The following is a 15,042-nucleotide window of genomic DNA, read 5'->3' as shown; positions in this document are numbered from 1 at the left end:
TGCGTGGGCCGGGAGTTGCCGCCACCGTGGTCGGGGTCGGGCCGGTGACCGACCGGGCCACTCCGTACGGTGACGGGAGTCAGCGTGACCGCATTGCCTGTTCTGCCCCACGGACTGCACGGTGACGGCCCGCACAAGGTGATCGCGGTGCACGGCTGGCTGGCCGACCGTTCCGCGTACGACCCGGTGCTGCCGGATCTCGACCTCGGTTCGTTCCAGTACGCCGTGGTGGATCTACGGGGATACGGCGAGGCCCGGGAAGCGAGCGGTGCGTACACGACGGCCGAGGGCGCCGCGGACGTGCTCGCGCTGGCCGACCGGCTGGGCTGGGAGCGGTTCTCGCTGATCGGACACTCGATGGGCGGCTCCGTCGCTCAGCGGACGCTGACCGTCGCGCCGCAACGGGTGCGCAGAATCGTCGGGGTGTCGCCCGTGCCCGCGTCCGGCCTGCCTTTCCCGCCCGACCAGTGGGAACTCTTCTCCGGCGCGGCGCACACCCCGCAGAACCGTCGGACGATCCTCGACATCACCAGCGGAGGCCGACGCCCGGCCGCCTGGCTGGACCGCATGGTGCGCCGCTCGCTCGAACGCAGCGACGCGAAGGCGTTCCGGGCCTGGCTGGACTCCTGGGCCGGTGAGGACTTCCACGAACGGATCGACGGTTCGCCTGTGCCCGCCCTGACCGTTGTGGGCGCGCTGGACCCGGCGCTGTCGGCCGAGGTGCAGCGCTCCACGTGGATGCGCTGGTTCCCCCGCGCCGAACTGGTGGAGTTGCCCTCGTGCGGCCACTACGCGATGGACGAGGCCCCGCTCGACCTGATCCGTGTGATGGAGGACTTCCTGCGGGCGGACGCGGAGGACGGCGAGGGCGCGGAGGCATGAGCGACCCCGCCCCCGCCGAAACGCCCGTACCGGACGTGTTCGACCCCAGGCAGTACGCGCGGGGCATCCCCCACGACCACTACCGCCACCTGCGCGACCACCACCCCGTGGCGTGGCAGGAGGAGCCGGAGGTGCTCGGCTGGCCGGCAGGCCCCGGCTTCTGGGCGGTCACCCGGCACGAGGACACGGTACGGGTCCTGAAGGACTCCTCGACGTACTCCTCGTACCTGGGCGCCACCCAGATCCGTGACCCGGACCCCGCCGACCTGCCGTTCATCCGCCGCATGATGCTCAACCAGGACCCACCGCACCACCGGCGACTGCGCGTGCTCGTCAGCCGCGCCTTCACCCCGAAGCGCGTCGACCGCTTCGAGACGGTCGTCCGTGAACGCGCCCGCTCCCTGCTCACCCGGGCAGTCACCGAGGCACGGGCCGGCGACGGCACCTGCGACCTCGTCGCCCAGGTCACCGACGACTACGCCCTGCTCAACCTCACCGACCTGGTGGGCGTTCCGGAGAGCGACCGAGGCCTCCTCCTGCACTGGACCCGACGCGTCATCGGCTACCAGGATTCCGACGAGGCCGGCACACCGGTCCTGGGCCCGGACGGCAAGCCGGTCAACCCGAGGTCCCCGGCAGCGCTGCGTGACATGTTCGACTACGCGCACGCGCTGGCGGCCCACAAACGTCGGCATCCGGCCGACGACGTGATGACGGCCCTGGCCACGGATCCCGAACTCGTCGCGCCAGAGCTGGAGATGTTCTTCTTCCTGCTGGTGGTGGCGGGCAACGACACGGTACGCAGCGCGGCCCCCGGCGGCCTGCACCTCTTGGCCGAGAACCCCGAGGCGTACGGCCGCCTGCGCGACGGCGAGGTGGCGCTCACCACCGCCGTCGACGAACTGCTCCGCCGCCACCCCCCGGTCCTGACGTTCCGCCGCACCGCCACCCGGGACACGGTGTTGGCGGGTACCCGTATCCGCACCGGCGACAAGGTGGTCGTCTTCCACGCCTCCGCCAACCACGACGAACGCGTCTTCCCCGACCCGTTCACCCTGGACCTCGCCCGCACCCCCAACCCCCACATCTCCTTCGGCGACGGCCCGCATGTCTGCTTGGGCGCCCATTTCGCGCGGCTGCAACTGGGGGCCCTGTACGAGGAGGCGTGCCGCACGCTGCCGCCCGGCCTACTCCATCTTGTGGCCCCACCACGCCGCTTGGTATCGAACTTCATCAATGGTCTGAAATCGCTACCTGTGCGGCTGGCCGGTGGCTGACAACTGCTTGGCCGTCAGGTGAAGGCGACAGAGACGTCGGTGGCCCCGGCACCCTTGCCCACCGGCGACTTGGTGGGCGCCGGTAGACCTCAGAGGTCGGTGGTGGCGTTCCGGAGCGCGTCCCAGTCCTGCCGATGCGCAGCTCGCCCTGTTGGCGCTTCGAGGGCACGGACGGACACCGGAGTGTTTGGAGAGCTGATCTCCGCGCCTTGTGAGTGACGCCAGTGCGTGGGCGGAGGCAGCTTGTCGATGTCTTCCCGGTATGACGCGATGATCTTGAGTTGGCCCTTGATCTCGGTCGCATACAACAGTCCGCCGTACGACTGAGCTGTTCTTGCCCTGTCGCCGCCGATGTATCCGGCGTAGAGAGTTCCCCAGGTGGGGTCGCTGTATTCGGCGACCAGGAACAATGTACGGCGTGCCAGGTTTACGTTCGCGGCCAGCTGAGCCAATTGTTCGGATGGCATTCCCATCGGCCTGCCGAATCCAGGTGACAGCTGGGCACCCGGGACTTCATGCCAAAATTTCATGCTTGCGTCCCGGCGCTCGTTCACCACCTCGTCCGATTCCGAATAGACAGCTGTATTTCCAGCGTAATCGATATCTAGGTAGGAGTTGAAGAATTTCACGACATCTTCCATGCTGGTCACTGACTTGCACTCCTTCTTATGAAGAGGTGATCATCGGACTGGATCAGGCGTGAATCTTTTTCGGCCGGGACATCTGAGACTGTAGACGTGAGCGTGAACGAGTACAAGACGCCCATGACGCGTCTCACTGGGGGACTCAATAGTATGCTCGTAAGCTTCTTCAGCTGGGCTTCTGATTCCGAGTCGCCAGCCGTGTACCACTCCTGATTCTGAATGTTCCTCATGAAGGTATCTTTCAGCAGTTCTCCGAATGTCACGGTCACTTTGAGGTTCATGGACACTTGCCCTCGTGCCAGATTGTGCTTCTCGGCAAATGCCAGGATCTCAGTCGCTATTTCCGACTCTGCGTCGCCCATGACCGTTTTGTTGTAGTGATCGCTGGCGGTCACCAGGTTGAGCGCATCTCGATAGCCCGAGCCGCCGAACCAGTCGGCAATCACATGAGAGCGGTTGAGGTTCTGGTTGGCTACGAACCCTGGAGAGTCCTGCGTCACGCCTCGCGGGTCGCCGGGCTCTTTGAGTCGCAGGTCCACTCCCTCCACCTGAAGTTCCATACCGTTCTTCAGGTCCTGGGTGATCGTGAACGTCTTTCCTGCGGCCGTCCGCACTATGGTCACCCCCTTGTCGGGGGTGCTTCTCGCCTGGTCCAGGACGATGGAGACTGGACGGAAGTCGTTATGCTCGCGTTCGTCCGGAGACGGCGGGAAAGGTTCATAAAGCCCGTAGGTTTCCCGACTTGGAAGGAACTTCATCGATCTGAGGATCGCGCGAGTTTCGGGGACGTCGCGAGCTGCTTGTCGGCCTTGTTTCTTCAGCTCTTTCAGGGCTGCATCTCCAAGCAGCTTGACGGCGTTCTTTCGTATGCCGCTTTTTACCCCGAAGACGTGACCTGCGAATGCGGCCGCGTTTATGTCGCGATTGTTGCCTTCATAGAATTTCTTTTTCACATCGTGTGCTGTGCTGTTTTGTTTCAGATAGTCCGCCGCTCTGGTTTCGGTCTGATCGAGGACGTCCCTTCTCCATAGCTGGCCCGACTCGATCTTTGGTCGCTTGATTTGATGGTCCCACCAGTGGGCGTGGACCTTTTTGATGAAACCGGGGCTGAATTTGTCAAGCTGATCTTTTATGTTTTCGATATCACTGTATGACCCCAGCGGGTGATTGCTCGCCTTCATGGCCAGGGAGAATCCGACGCCCTTCTTTGTTGCGTCGAATCCCTTTATCCAAGGGAACTTTCCCCGTAGTGTGAGCAATTCTGTGGTTACTGCGTTCACCGGTGAGTCATTTTTTTCGTGCTTGGATATGATGGCTCTTGCCTGGCGCATTGCCTCAGGGAGTTCTTGTTGTTTCTTCTTTTGTGTCGCCTTTTCGTTGCCCGACTTCTTCGTGTTCTTGTCCTTGCCTTTGAGCTTTGCCCAGACTTTCTTTCCTGCCTTGGCAATGAACCCCACGATCTTGTCGATGGCCCTGTTCACGGGGCGGGCCACCGCGTGGAAGACGCTCTTGACCTTGTTGGCCAGGCCGCCGATGCCCAGCAGTGAGGCCAGGAAGCCGATCAACAACGGGACGCTGGCCGCCAGGGCGGCCTCGATCATCTTCGGGACGCCTGCCGAGCCGCCGTTGGCGATGGCGATGACGGCATCCAGGACGGCGTTGACGAACTCCACTATCTGGGCGCCCTGGTTCACGATGAACGTGACGATGTCGATGATTCCCTTGACCGCGCGGACGAACGCGGAGGCGGGGTTGAGGAGGGAGATGATCCAGGTGATGCCCGCGATGATGACCGTGGGGATCAGGTAACTGGTGAGCTTTTCGAGGATGGTGGCCTTGAGGTCGCCCGCTTCCGCCTTGATTTCCTTGACCGCGCCGGCGGGGCCCTCGCGGGCGAGGGTCTGGGCGACCGGGACGGATTGTTCGACCGCGCTCATGGCCTGGTCGGGGATGCCCTTGCGGGTGATGCGGGCGCGGATGTTGGCCCAGGTCAGGCCCAGGAGGGAGGCAATGAGTTGGATGATGCCCTTGAGGTCGAACTTCTGGGGGAGTTCGAGGCCGGCCTTGACCGCGGTGCCCAGGAGCCAGGAGACGACGCCTGTTTTGAGGTGTTCGGCGACGTTGGTGATGAAGAGATTGAGGCCCGCGCCGACGGCTCGTACGAGGTTGCCCAGAAAGCCGATCGGGTCCTGGATGATCTTCATGATGGCCGAGGCGGCCTTGGCGAGGATGCCGAGCAGGAGGTTCTTGAGTTCGTTGATCGTCTTGAGGACGCCGACGATCGCGTCCTTCGCCTTCTGGACCAGGCCCTTGTTGGCCTCCTGGAGTTTCTTGATCTCCTCGTCGATCTTGTTCAGGGCCGCCGTGTACTTCGTGGCCAGGTCCTGGACCAGTTGTTCGGACTTCTCGTTGACCGTGGCTTCGAGGTCGTCGAACTTCCCGGCGAAGTCCTTCGCCGCGTCCTCGCCGAACTGACGCAGGTCGGCGGGGAGTTTGTCGACCTCGGCCTTCAACTCCGCACGGCCCTTGGCGATGCGCGCCTTGGCCCTGCCCAGCTCGGCGCCGATGATGTCGGCCACCGACGAGATGACCGTCTGCATCTTCGCCACGTAGAGCTTGCGGGCTTCCTGAAAGAGGTCGTTGGCCTCCTTCGGCATGCCCATGAGCTTGTCCTTGGCCCACTTCGCCGGGCCGAACATGCCTGAGTAGCGCTTGTCCTTGTACGCCTTCATCCGGCGTTTGTGGTCGGCGGTGAACGCGTCCCGGGCCGCCTTCTCACCCGCCGTGAACGCCGTGTCGACCTTCTTGTCCAGGTCCGCGAGGGTGGTTTCGACGTCCTTCTTCGTGCCGTCGTAGACCTTCTGCAGCTTCGCCGTGACCTCGGCGCGTTTCTTCTCGTCCTTCGACTTCGTCTCGCCCTTGCCGCCGTCGACCTGCTTGCCCGCCGCCGTGCGGGTCGCGGTCAGGGCGGTCATGGCCTGGGCTCCGGACGCCGCCGCGCCGGCCTTCGCTGTGGAGAGTTGTTGGGCTTCGGCCGTCCTGCCCTTGGCCGGGGCCTTCGCGGAGTCGGCCTCGGCCGTCTTCTTCGCGGACAGGGCCTGGTCGAACTCGGGCTCGTTGCCCTTGGCGAGCTGGTCCTCGGTGACCTCGGCGTCCGCCATGGCCTTGTCGTTCTCGGCCGGGCCCTGGGAGAAGTCGGTGACCGAGGGCGGCTGCTTCGGGGGGATCGCGTCGGTCGCGGACGGGGCGCCGGGATTGGGCGGAGGCTGGTCGGGGGAGAGGGGCGTGACGGGTTTGTCCTTGGCCGCCGAGGTGTCCGGCGGGGCCTTCGTCGCCGTGTCGATGTCCTTGGCGGACGACTCCTTGCCGTCGGTGACCTTGCCGTCGACCTCGTCCTTGATCTTGTCGGCCTTGCCGGACTTGGAGAACTTGTCGGCCTGGTCGAGGTTCTTGGGGGCCTGCGCGTCGATCGCCTTGTTCACCGCGTCGATGAACGCCTGTTTGTTGAACTCACCCGGCTTGGCCGCGTTCATCTTCTCCGCGTTCGCCGCCTTGCCCTGGGCCTCCTTGTCGTCAGGTGGCGCGACCGCCGCGTCCTGTGCCGATTTCGACTCGCTGGCGGCGGGGGCGTGGACGGCGATCCTGGTCCGTTTCGTCGCGACGTCGGCCTTGACCCTGCGGAAGCCGGGGGCCTGGGCGGGGGACGGTTTCACGGGGGCGGTGTAGCGCTGGGCCACCAGACGGGAGACCGCGCTGTTGCCCGCCGCGCGCTGCAGGCGCTGCAGGCTGCGGGGGTCGGGGGCGGGGCGGTCCCCGGGCGGGCGGCTGTCGACGGAGCGGTGGGGTGGGGCCGTCTGCGCACGTGACACCTCGGGTGTGAGCGTCACGTCGTCGCGCCGGGGGGCACCTCCACGGCCGGACACGGAGGCGGGATCCTTCTCAGGAACCTCCTTCATCCGCCCTCCCGGCCCACCACGTCCCCGGACAGTCGGCACTCGGCGCCACCAGGCCCGACCGCCGTCCCAGGGTGCGGGGGCGGTGGATCGCGTACGCAGCGCGCGGGGACGCGGCCGGGGGCAGCGCCCGCTGGGCCGTACAGCGCGTGCGCGTTGCCTGATCGGGCAGCGGCCGGTGCACGGGCGGGCGGCCGTGCGTCCGTTCCGGGTGATCGGGGCTGTCGCAAGAATTGCGGGCGTTCCCCGGCCAAGGAGAGACTCACATGCCGTCGTACCTGTCCCCGGGCGTCTACGTCGAAGAGATCGAGTCCGGATCCCGGCCGATCGAAGGGGTGGGCACCTCGGTCGCCGCCTTCGTCGGCTTCGCGCAGAAGGGCCCGTTCGACGAGCCGACGCTGATCACGAACTGGAGCCAGTTCGCCGGCACGTTCGGTGACTTCGTCGACGGTACGTATCTCGCCGCCGCCGTCTACGGCTTCTTCGCCAACGGTGGCGGTGTCTGTTACGTGGTGCGCATCGGTGACGGTACGGAGCCCCCGGCCGAGGACGGGAACGACGCCCCGGCCGGGCAGCTGCCCGCCGGATCGGAGACGCAGCTGGGGCCGTACGCGGTGAAACCCCGGCCCGGTGCGGCGGGTGAGGTCACCGTCGAAGTGACCGAGGCGGAGGGAGACGATCCGCCTTCCGACGTCTTCCAGCTGGTCGTGAAACGGGACGGGCAGGTCGCGGAGACGTACCCGGGCGTCACGACCAAACGCAGCAAGGAGAACGTCGCCACCCGGGTCAACGCCACGTCGGAGCTCATCGAGATACGCGAGTCCGGGCGCGGCGCCGCACCCGCCAAGCCCGAGCCGCAGACCGTGACCCTGGCCCCGGCGGCGCCCACGTCACCCGGTGCCGGGGCGCTGACCCCGGAGGTGTACGTCGGCGATCCCGACCGCCGGACCGGGCTGGGCGGGCTGGAAGCCGTCGAAGAGGTCACCACGATCGCCGTGCCGGACCTGATGAGCGCGTACGAACGCGGGCTGCTGGACCTGGAGTCGGTCATCGCCGTGCAGCAGGGGCTGATCAGCCACTGCGAGCTGATGGGCGACCGCGTCGCCGTGCTCGACCCACCACCGGGTCTCAGCCCGCAGCAGATCCGTGCCTGGCGCACCGACCGCGCCAACTTCGACTCGAAGTACGCCACGCTCTACTACCCCTGGATCCGTGTCGCCGACCCCTCGTCGGGGCGCGCGCGGCTGGTCCCGCCGAGCGGCCACATCGCCGGGGTCTGGGCCCGCAACGACGAGTCGCGCGGTGTGCACAAGGCACCGGCCAACGAGGTCGTACGAGGAGCGGTCGCCCTGCAGACCCAGCTGACCAAGGGCGAGCACGATCTGCTCAACCCGATCGGGCTGAACTGCATCCGGTCCTTCCCCGGACGCGGCATCCGGGTCTGGGGCGCGCGCACGCTGGCATCGGACCCGGCCTGGCGCTATCTGAATGTCCGGCGGCTCTTCAACTACCTGGAGGAGTCGATCCTCGCCGGTACGCAGTGGGTGGTCTTCGAGCCCAACGACGACGCCCTGTGGGCCCGTATCCGGCGCACGGTCTCGGCGTTCCTGGTCAACGAGTGGCGCAAGGGCGCGCTGTTCGGACTCACCCCGGAAGAGGCGTTCTACGTCAAGTGCGACCGTGAGACCAACCCGCCCGAGAGCATCGACGCAGGTCAGGTCATCTGCGAGATAGGGGTGGCACCGGTCCGGCCGGCCGAGTTCGTCGTCTTCCGGCTCTCCCAGCTGACCGGGGGCACCGGCGGCGTGGACGAATGACCGACGGCGTGGACGAATGACCGGCGGGAATGACCGGCGGGAGCCGGGCCGAGCAGCGCGGACGTCCTGAGGTCCTCCAAGCGGCAAGAGCGGTAAAGGAGCCTGTTGTGCCACTTCCCGATCTCGACAGCACCGTCGGGGCCTCCTTCGGCCTCGAATTCGACAGCGTCGTCATCAAGCAGATCACCGAGGTCAGTGGTCTGAAGATGGAGCAGGACGTCATCGAGCTGAAGCAGAACACCGCCGATGGCCGCTACGCCATCAAGAAGCTTCCGGGCCGGCCGAAGGCGGGCGAGGTGACCGTGACCCGGGGCCTCACCGAGGACAACAGCTTCGAACGGTGGATCAAGGATTCCCGGTTCGGCCGGATGACCGCGGCCCGCCGCAACGGTGCGGTGATCGTGTACGACCACGAGGGCATCGCCATCAAGCGCTACAAGCTCATCAACGCCTGGCCGAAGTCGCTGGAGATCGGGACTCTCAAGGCCGGTGACACCTCGGTCCTGACGGAGAAGCTCGCGATCACCTACGAGAGCATGGAACTCGACTGATGCGGCGTACGGCTCCGGCAAAGAGCCCTGAGCGGCCGGACGCGCACCTCCCGGCCGGCGGGAGCGGGCGGTCCGGCCAACGGGAGCCGCTCCGTACCGAGTTCACCTTCGAGCTGCCGCGCGGGTACGTCGACGACGCGGGCGTCGTGCACCATACGGGCGTCATGCGGCTCGCGACCGCGCGCGACGAACTCGTGCCGCTGCGGGACGACCGGGTGCGGGAGAACTCCGCGTACCTCTCGGTCGTGCTCATCGCCCGGGTCGTCACCCGGATCGGCACGATCGACGACATCCACCCCGGCGTCATCGAGGATCTCTTCGCCTCCGACCTGGCCTTTCTCCAGGACTTCTACCGGCGGATCAACGCCGAGGGACACACCCGCGCCGCCGTCACCTGTCCGTCCTGCCAGGAGGAGTTCGCGGTGAATCTCGCCGGTGGCCGCCTGGGGGAATCGTGACGTACGCGGCCGACCTGCTCTACGAGGAGGTCGCGTACCTCGCCTATCACTTCCACTGGCCGCTCGATGAGCTGCTGGACCTGGAGCACCCGGAACGACTGAGGTTCGTCGCACAGATCGCTCGCCTCAACGGGCAGTAGCGAACAGCGCAGGGAGGGCGGGAAAATCCATGGGCCTGATGTCCTGGCTGCGCGGTGGCGGGCGCACGGAAACGAGTACGCCCGCGGAGGCGGGCAGTGCGGGCGCCGCTCCGACGGCGCCGCCGCGCGAACGGGTCGACCTGTCCGAACTGCCGCCCATCCAGCGGGCCCTGCGCACTCAGGACCTGGTCATCGACCCCTCCGGATTCCAGGGGGCGCTCTCCACTCGGCAGGACGCCTCGCTGGGGACACCCCTCGGACATCTGGTCAGTCCGGACGCGCCCACCGGGCTGGTGCACGGGATCACCGCCCCGGCCGCCCCGGTCACCGCGGACCGGCCGTCGCCGGTGCAGCGCTCCGTGGAGCGTTCGGCGGAGCTGCCGGTGGGGGTCAGGTCCGTCCCCTTGTCCGTACCCATGCAGCGCGTCGTTCCGGGCGATGCGCCCGCGATGACGTCGGCCGGGGAGGCGGCCGTGGCGGACTTGCCGGTGCGCCAACTGGTGGGCGAGCAGCCCCTTGTGGCGGCGCCCGAATCGGCTCCGCCCGAGCCCGCGACGCCCGACCCGCACCCGCGCCCGCATCCGTCCCCGGCTCCGCCCGTTCAGCGTTCGGTGATGCCGCCCGCCCCCGATCCGGCCCGGCGCGCGCCCGGTCTTGGCGCGCCCATGTCCGCACTACCGCCAACCGCAGGGCGTCAGGCCGCCGTTGAAGGACTTGGTGCGGAGTCCGGGCGGATTCCGGTTGCCCGGAGAGTGGCGGACGGTGGGGGCAGTGGGGCCAGCGAGGTTTCTGAGGCCGCTCAGGTGCCTCCGGCCCCGGAGGCGGAGCCCGAATCCGGTGGGCCCACCGCGCCGCTGCTCGGCGACTCTCCCTTGCTCCCCGCCGCGTCGGGCTCCACACCGGCGGGCCCCGCCGCATCGGGCTCCACACCGGCGGACTCCACACCGCCGAGGCCCACACCGGCGGTGCAGCGGACTCCCGCCGTGCCGCCGCAGGCTCCCCTGGCGCCGCCCCCGAACACCGCCCCGGTCGCGCCGCTGCTCGCCGACCGGCCCGTGACGCTCCAGAACGGCCGCAGTGGTGGACCGGGGGCCGTACAGCGTTCCGCAGTGGACGAGGTGGCGCCGTCTTTGCCGGCCGGTGCGGGACCGGTGTCGGTGCCAGGTGCGGAACCGGTGTCCCTGGCCGATGCCGTTCCGGTGCGCTGGACGTCCGGTGGGGCGGGGGCGCCGTCGATGGCGGCGGCGACACCGTCCGTACCGGCGGCGCTGCAACGTACCGTCACGGCACCGGGGCAGGGGACGGGCGCGCCCGCCCCACCGCTTCCCGCCCTTCAGCGGCAGGCAGCCGGGGGACCGCCGGTGCCCCGTTCACTGCCGGGTTCAGGTAGCCCTACCGCACCGTCCGCCGTCCACACTCCCTCGGCGTCCGGGCCCTCCTTCACCTCGGCCGGTTCGGTCGCCGTGGCTGCCGGGGTGGCGCAGCGGATGGCCGACGGCAGCGTCGTCTTCGGGTCTCCGCCCCCGCCGTACGCGCCGCCCGTCGTCCAGCGCGAGACCGGGACCGAGGAGCCACCGCCACCGGATCCGCCCCAGGAGGCCGGGCCCGAGCCAGACCCGGAGCCCCAGCCGGAACCCGGACCCGCGGCCGAGGAACACGCCGCACCCGGCGCTCCCGGCCACGGCGCCGCCCCAGGAGGGGCCCCCGTCGTCACCGACGAGCTGGTACGCGCCCTGTACACACCGCTCAGCCGGCTCTTCAAGGCGGACCTGCGGCTGGAACGCGAACGAGCGGGATTTCTCATCAACACCCGGCACTGACGAACGGCAGCGACAACACAGGGAATTGAGAGGTATGCGCCATGGCCACCGCCCAGGACGAGGATCCCGCCGTCAGTGTCTGCTTCGTCGTCACGATCGACGACATCGAGCTCGGGTCGTTCAACACATGTGACGGGCTGGGCTGTGAAGTGGTGCTCGAAACACGGGAGGAGGGCGGCAACAACGGACACCTGTGGCAGCTGCCGACCCGGCTGAAGTACTCGAACGTGAAGCTGTCCAGGCCGCTGACCAAGGAGACCGAGAAGGTCGCCCGCTGGTTCGCCACCATGACGACCGGCTTCAGCCGCAAGACGGCGCACATCGAGGCGCGGACCGGGGACGGGCGGAGGGTGGCCCAGTGGGGGCTGCTGGAGGTCGTGCCCGTCCGGTGGACCGGCCCGTCCTTCACCCCGGAATCGCCCAAGGTGGCGATGGAGACGATCGAGATCGCCCATCACGGCTATGTGATGGAGGGCTGACCGTCGTGAGTGGTGCGGGTCCCATCGCGTTCAGTGCCGCCGGTACGTCCGGGGCCGCTGCGGCGGCGAAGGTGGGAAAGGGGGGTTCGGCCCGACCCAAGCTGGAGCACGCCTATCTGGAACTGCGGACGCCGCCGACCGGGGGCGGCCTCACACCCGGTGGCCCGTGCGGACGGATCGACTTCCAGTTCAACCCCAAGGAGCTGAGTCTCACCAAGGCCGCCTCCTGGAAGCGGAGTCCGGCCAAGGGCGCCAAGAGTTCGGGCCCGCCGGAGTACCAGGGCTCGCAGCCCAGCAAGCTCACCGTGGAGATGTTCTTCGACGCCAGCGACACCCAGGACACCCGCGTGGTGACCTCGGTCGAGCAGCTCTTCGCGTGCTGTGTGCCGACGAACGAGACGCGTCAGCAGCAGCGTTCGTCGCCGCCGTGGGTGGTCTTCCACTGGGGCGGGCTGACCGGGTTCCCCGGCTATGTGAGCCAAGTACAGGCGAAGTACACCCTGTTCACCACGTCGGGCGTGCCGATCCGGGCCGTCTGCCAGGTGACCATGGAGGAGATCAGCGGGGACACTCCGGGGCAGAACCCGACCTCGGGCGCCCTCGCGGCCCGGCGGGTCCACCGGCTGGACGCCGGGGACTCGCTGCCGTCGCTCGCCCAGCGCGAGTACGGCGATCCGGCGGCCTGGCGGGTGATCGCGGAGGCGAACGGGATCGACGACCCGATGCGGCTGGCCCCCGGACGGCAGCTGCTCCTTCCCGCGCTGGACGAGCTCAACCGGCTCGAAGAGACCCGGGACAGGGGGCGGTCCTGATGGCGCAGCCGGGCGTCGCGTCGGGGCTGGTGGTGGAATTCGGCGGTCGGCCGTTGCCGCCCAGGTTCGTGAACACGCTGGTCGAGGGGTACGTCGACGACAGCCGCACGCTCCCCGACCTGTTTCTGCTGCGCTTTCGCGACCCCGACCGGGTGCTGCTGGAGCAGACCGGGCTGAAGATAGGCAGCGAGGCCCGGCTGCTGGCCCGCGCGGGCGGCGACACGGCACCGAAGCCGCTGCTGAAAGGGGTGGTCACCGCCCTGGAGGTGGAGCTCGACGAGACCGGGACGTTCACCGTGGTACGCGGCCTCGACGAGTCGCACCGGCTGTTCCGGGGACGCCGGGTGGCCAGCTACCAGAACATGACGCTCGCCGACATCTGCGCCCAGGTGGCCCAGCGCGCCGGACTGAAGCCGGGAACGGTGGACGTGGCCGGGCCGGTACTCGAACACATCGCCCAGCCCAACGTCACCGACTGGGAGTTCGTGCGCGGTCTCGCGGAGGAGGCGGGCGCCCAGGCATATGTGCTCGACGGGCAGCTGCACATCACCAGACCTGCGGAGGCGAGCGGAGCCCCCGACGGCTCGGCGCGCGCCGACCGCGACCCGCTGGTCCTGGAGATGGGCAGCAATCTGCTGCGCTGCCGGGCCGGGGTGTCCTCCGCGGAGCAGGTCTGCGAGGTCGAGGTGCGCGGCTGGGACGTCAGGACCAAGCAGCCGCTCGTGGGGCGGGCGCCCGCGGGGAGGTCGACGACGCTGGAGCTGGGGGTGAGCGCGGCCGAGGTGTCCGCGCCGTTCGGCGAGGCGCGTTTCGTGGTCACGGACGCGGCGTACGGGGCGCAGGCGCAGGTGGACCAGGCGGCGAAGGCCCTGGCGGAGCGGATCGCCGGATCGTTCGCGGAGCTGGAGGCGGTGATCCGGGGGAATCCGGAGGTGCGGGCGGGCAGCGCGGTGGCGCTCAACGCGGTGGGCGCGCCCTTCGAGGGGCGGTACACGGTCACGTCCTCGCGGCACGTCTTCGACCCGGTGCGCGGATACGAGACCTGGCTCACGGTCTCCGGGCAGCAGGAGCGTTCGCTGTTCGGGCTGACCGGCGGAGGGCCGGGTTCCAGCGGGTCCGGAGCAGGGGCCGGTGGCGGGGCGCGGTGTGCGGGCCTGGTCAACGGGACCGTCACGGACACCCAGGACCCGGACGGGTCGGGCCGGGTCAAGGTGCGGTTTCCCTGGCTGTCGGACGAGTACGCGAGCGACTGGGCGCGTACGGCGCAGTCGGGCGGGACGAGCGGCGGCGAGGCGTTCATCCCCGAGGTGGGGGACGAGGTGCTGGTGGGGTTCGAGCACGGGCATCTGGACCGTCCGTACGTCCTCGCCGGTCTGTACAACGGGAAGGACCGGCCGTCGCGGGGCAGCGGCGGCGGTGGCGGTGGCGGTGGCAGTGGCGCGGGCGGAGGACCGAGCGGCGGTGGGGCGGTGGGGGCGGCCGGTGCGGTGGCCGACGCGGTGACCGGCGCCCCGGCCACGTCCGGCTCCGTCCCCGACTCCGCCGGCGGTGCGCCGCTGGTGGATCCGACCAGCGGGGCCGTCAACCGCCGTTCGGTCGCCTCCAAGAGCGGGAACCAGCTGGAGCTCCTGGACGGCGCGGACGGACCACAGGGCGTACGCCTGCTCACCGGTGACGGAAAGCTGAAGATCGACCTCGACCGCAGGGGCACCGTGATCGTGATCAACAGCGACGGCAGCGTGAACATCGAGGCCAAGCAGCAGGTGTCCATCAAGGCGGCGCGCGGGGTCGCGCTGGACGGTGGTCAGGGAAACCTCGAACTGAGCGGTGACAGCGTCACGTTGACGTCCCGCAGCGGAGTGCGCGTCGACGGCGGGAACGGCGAGGTCAGGCTCTCCACCGGAGGCACGGTGGATGTCCGGGGTGCCCGGGTCGCGGTCGACGGAACACAGCGGACGGACATCAGCAGCGGCGGCTCCCTGGTCGTCAACGCACCCTTGGTGAAGATCAATTGACGCCGTGGAGGCACGGGCGCCAACCCATCCGACCCATCCGACCCGAGCGACCCGAGCGACCCATCAGACCCATCCGACCCACCGACCCATCCGACCCACCGACCCATCCGACCCACCGACCCGATCGACCCACCGACCCGATCGACCCACCGACCCGAGCGACCCGAATGACCGAATGATCCGAACGAACTGAG

12 protein-coding genes are annotated in these 15,042 nt (G+C 68.6%); 10 read left to right on the top strand and 2 right to left on the bottom strand.

Going from position 1 to position 15,042, the window contains the following annotated elements; genetic code table 11:
- Positions 1-84: 84 nt before the first annotated feature.
- Together ABZ826_RS30610 and ABZ826_RS30605 are read left to right on the top strand one after the other, a co-directional pair.
- On the top strand, positions 85-882 hold the full coding sequence (locus ABZ826_RS30610; RefSeq protein ID WP_361455390.1) for an alpha/beta hydrolase: 798 nt from the start codon (positions 85-87) through the stop codon (positions 880-882).
- The gene (locus ABZ826_RS30605; protein WP_361455387.1) at positions 879-2,159 is read left to right on the top strand and encodes a cytochrome P450; all 1,281 of its coding nucleotides are present in this window, start codon (positions 879-881) and stop codon (positions 2,157-2,159) included. Before ABZ826_RS30610 ends, ABZ826_RS30605 begins: the two co-directional genes overlap by 4 nt.
- A gap of 89 nt (positions 2,160-2,248) precedes the next feature.
- On the opposite strand, the gene ABZ826_RS30600 is transcribed toward ABZ826_RS30605, so the two are convergent.
- Both ABZ826_RS30600 and ABZ826_RS30595 read right to left on the bottom strand, forming a co-directional pair.
- The gene (locus tag ABZ826_RS30600) at positions 2,249-2,809 is read right to left on the bottom strand and encodes a hypothetical protein (protein ID WP_361455384.1); all 561 of its coding nucleotides are present in this window, start codon (positions 2,807-2,809) and stop codon (positions 2,249-2,251) included.
- Positions 2,806-6,759: a hypothetical protein gene (locus ABZ826_RS30595; protein WP_361455381.1), complete on the bottom strand. Its 3,954-nt coding sequence runs from the start codon at positions 6,757-6,759 to the stop codon at positions 2,806-2,808. The genes ABZ826_RS30600 and ABZ826_RS30595 overlap by 4 nt, the downstream gene beginning before the upstream one ends.
- 263 nt (positions 6,760-7,022) lie before the next feature.
- On the opposite strand from ABZ826_RS30595, the gene ABZ826_RS30590 reads away from it, so the two are divergent.
- The 8 genes from ABZ826_RS30590 to ABZ826_RS30555 all read left to right on the top strand — a co-directional run bounded on the left by ABZ826_RS30590 (position 7,023) and on the right by ABZ826_RS30555 (position 14,848).
- The gene (locus tag ABZ826_RS30590) at positions 7,023-8,573 is read left to right on the top strand and encodes a phage tail sheath subtilisin-like domain-containing protein (RefSeq protein WP_361455378.1); all 1,551 of its coding nucleotides are present in this window, start codon (positions 7,023-7,025) and stop codon (positions 8,571-8,573) included.
- Positions 8,574-8,680: 107 nt separating this feature from the next.
- Entirely contained in the window at positions 8,681-9,124 is a 444-nt protein-coding gene (locus ABZ826_RS30585; protein ID WP_072488539.1) for a phage tail protein, read from the top strand.
- Positions 9,124-9,582, top strand: a complete 459-nt coding sequence (locus ABZ826_RS30580) for a hypothetical protein (RefSeq protein WP_361455374.1) — start codon at positions 9,124-9,126, stop codon at positions 9,580-9,582. The genes ABZ826_RS30585 and ABZ826_RS30580 overlap by 1 nt, the downstream gene beginning before the upstream one ends.
- Positions 9,579-9,722: a DUF6760 family protein gene (locus ABZ826_RS30575; RefSeq protein WP_093896703.1), complete on the top strand. Its 144-nt coding sequence runs from the start codon at positions 9,579-9,581 to the stop codon at positions 9,720-9,722. The genes ABZ826_RS30580 and ABZ826_RS30575 overlap by 4 nt, the downstream gene beginning before the upstream one ends.
- A gap of 29 nt (positions 9,723-9,751) precedes the next feature.
- Complete coding sequence (locus ABZ826_RS30570; protein ID WP_361455370.1) at positions 9,752-11,542, top strand: hypothetical protein; 1,791 nt, start codon at positions 9,752-9,754, stop codon at positions 11,540-11,542.
- Positions 11,543-11,583: 41 nt separating this feature from the next.
- Complete coding sequence (locus ABZ826_RS30565; protein WP_361455367.1) at positions 11,584-12,021, top strand: phage tail protein; 438 nt, start codon at positions 11,584-11,586, stop codon at positions 12,019-12,021.
- Between the two features lie 5 nt (positions 12,022-12,026).
- Positions 12,027-12,833, top strand: coding sequence for a peptidase M23 (locus ABZ826_RS30560; RefSeq protein WP_361455364.1), 807 nt, complete (start codon positions 12,027-12,029; stop codon positions 12,831-12,833).
- The gene (locus ABZ826_RS30555) at positions 12,833-14,848 is read left to right on the top strand and encodes a VgrG-related protein (protein ID WP_361455361.1); all 2,016 of its coding nucleotides are present in this window, start codon (positions 12,833-12,835) and stop codon (positions 14,846-14,848) included. The genes ABZ826_RS30560 and ABZ826_RS30555 overlap by 1 nt, the downstream gene beginning before the upstream one ends.
- The last annotated feature ends 194 nt before the right edge of the window (positions 14,849-15,042 follow it).

The organism is Streptomyces sp. NPDC047515 (genome assembly GCF_040643055.1).
In the GTDB taxonomy this organism is placed as follows: domain Bacteria; phylum Actinomycetota; class Actinomycetes; order Streptomycetales; family Streptomycetaceae; genus Streptomyces.
The sequence above is the reverse complement of the archived record's forward strand: the minus strand, read 5'-3'. Positions and strand labels throughout refer to the sequence as shown.

Excerpts from the sequence above, each read along its gene's own strand:
- ABZ826_RS30605 (WP_361455387.1), top strand. The coding sequence starts at position 879 with ATGAGCGACCCCGCCCCCGCCGAAACGCCCGTACCGGACGTGTTCGAC.
- ABZ826_RS30595 (WP_361455381.1), bottom strand. The coding sequence starts at position 6,759 with ATGAAGGAGGTTCCTGAGAAGGATCCCGCCTCCGTGTCCGGCCGTGGA.
- ABZ826_RS30590 (WP_361455378.1), top strand. The coding sequence starts at position 7,023 with ATGCCGTCGTACCTGTCCCCGGGCGTCTACGTCGAAGAGATCGAGTCC.
- ABZ826_RS30580 (WP_361455374.1), top strand. The coding sequence starts at position 9,124 with ATGCGGCGTACGGCTCCGGCAAAGAGCCCTGAGCGGCCGGACGCGCAC.
- ABZ826_RS30570 (WP_361455370.1), top strand. The coding sequence starts at position 9,752 with ATGGGCCTGATGTCCTGGCTGCGCGGTGGCGGGCGCACGGAAACGAGT.
- ABZ826_RS30565 (WP_361455367.1), top strand. The coding sequence starts at position 11,584 with ATGGCCACCGCCCAGGACGAGGATCCCGCCGTCAGTGTCTGCTTCGTC.
- ABZ826_RS30555 (WP_361455361.1), top strand. The coding sequence starts at position 12,833 with ATGGCGCAGCCGGGCGTCGCGTCGGGGCTGGTGGTGGAATTCGGCGGT.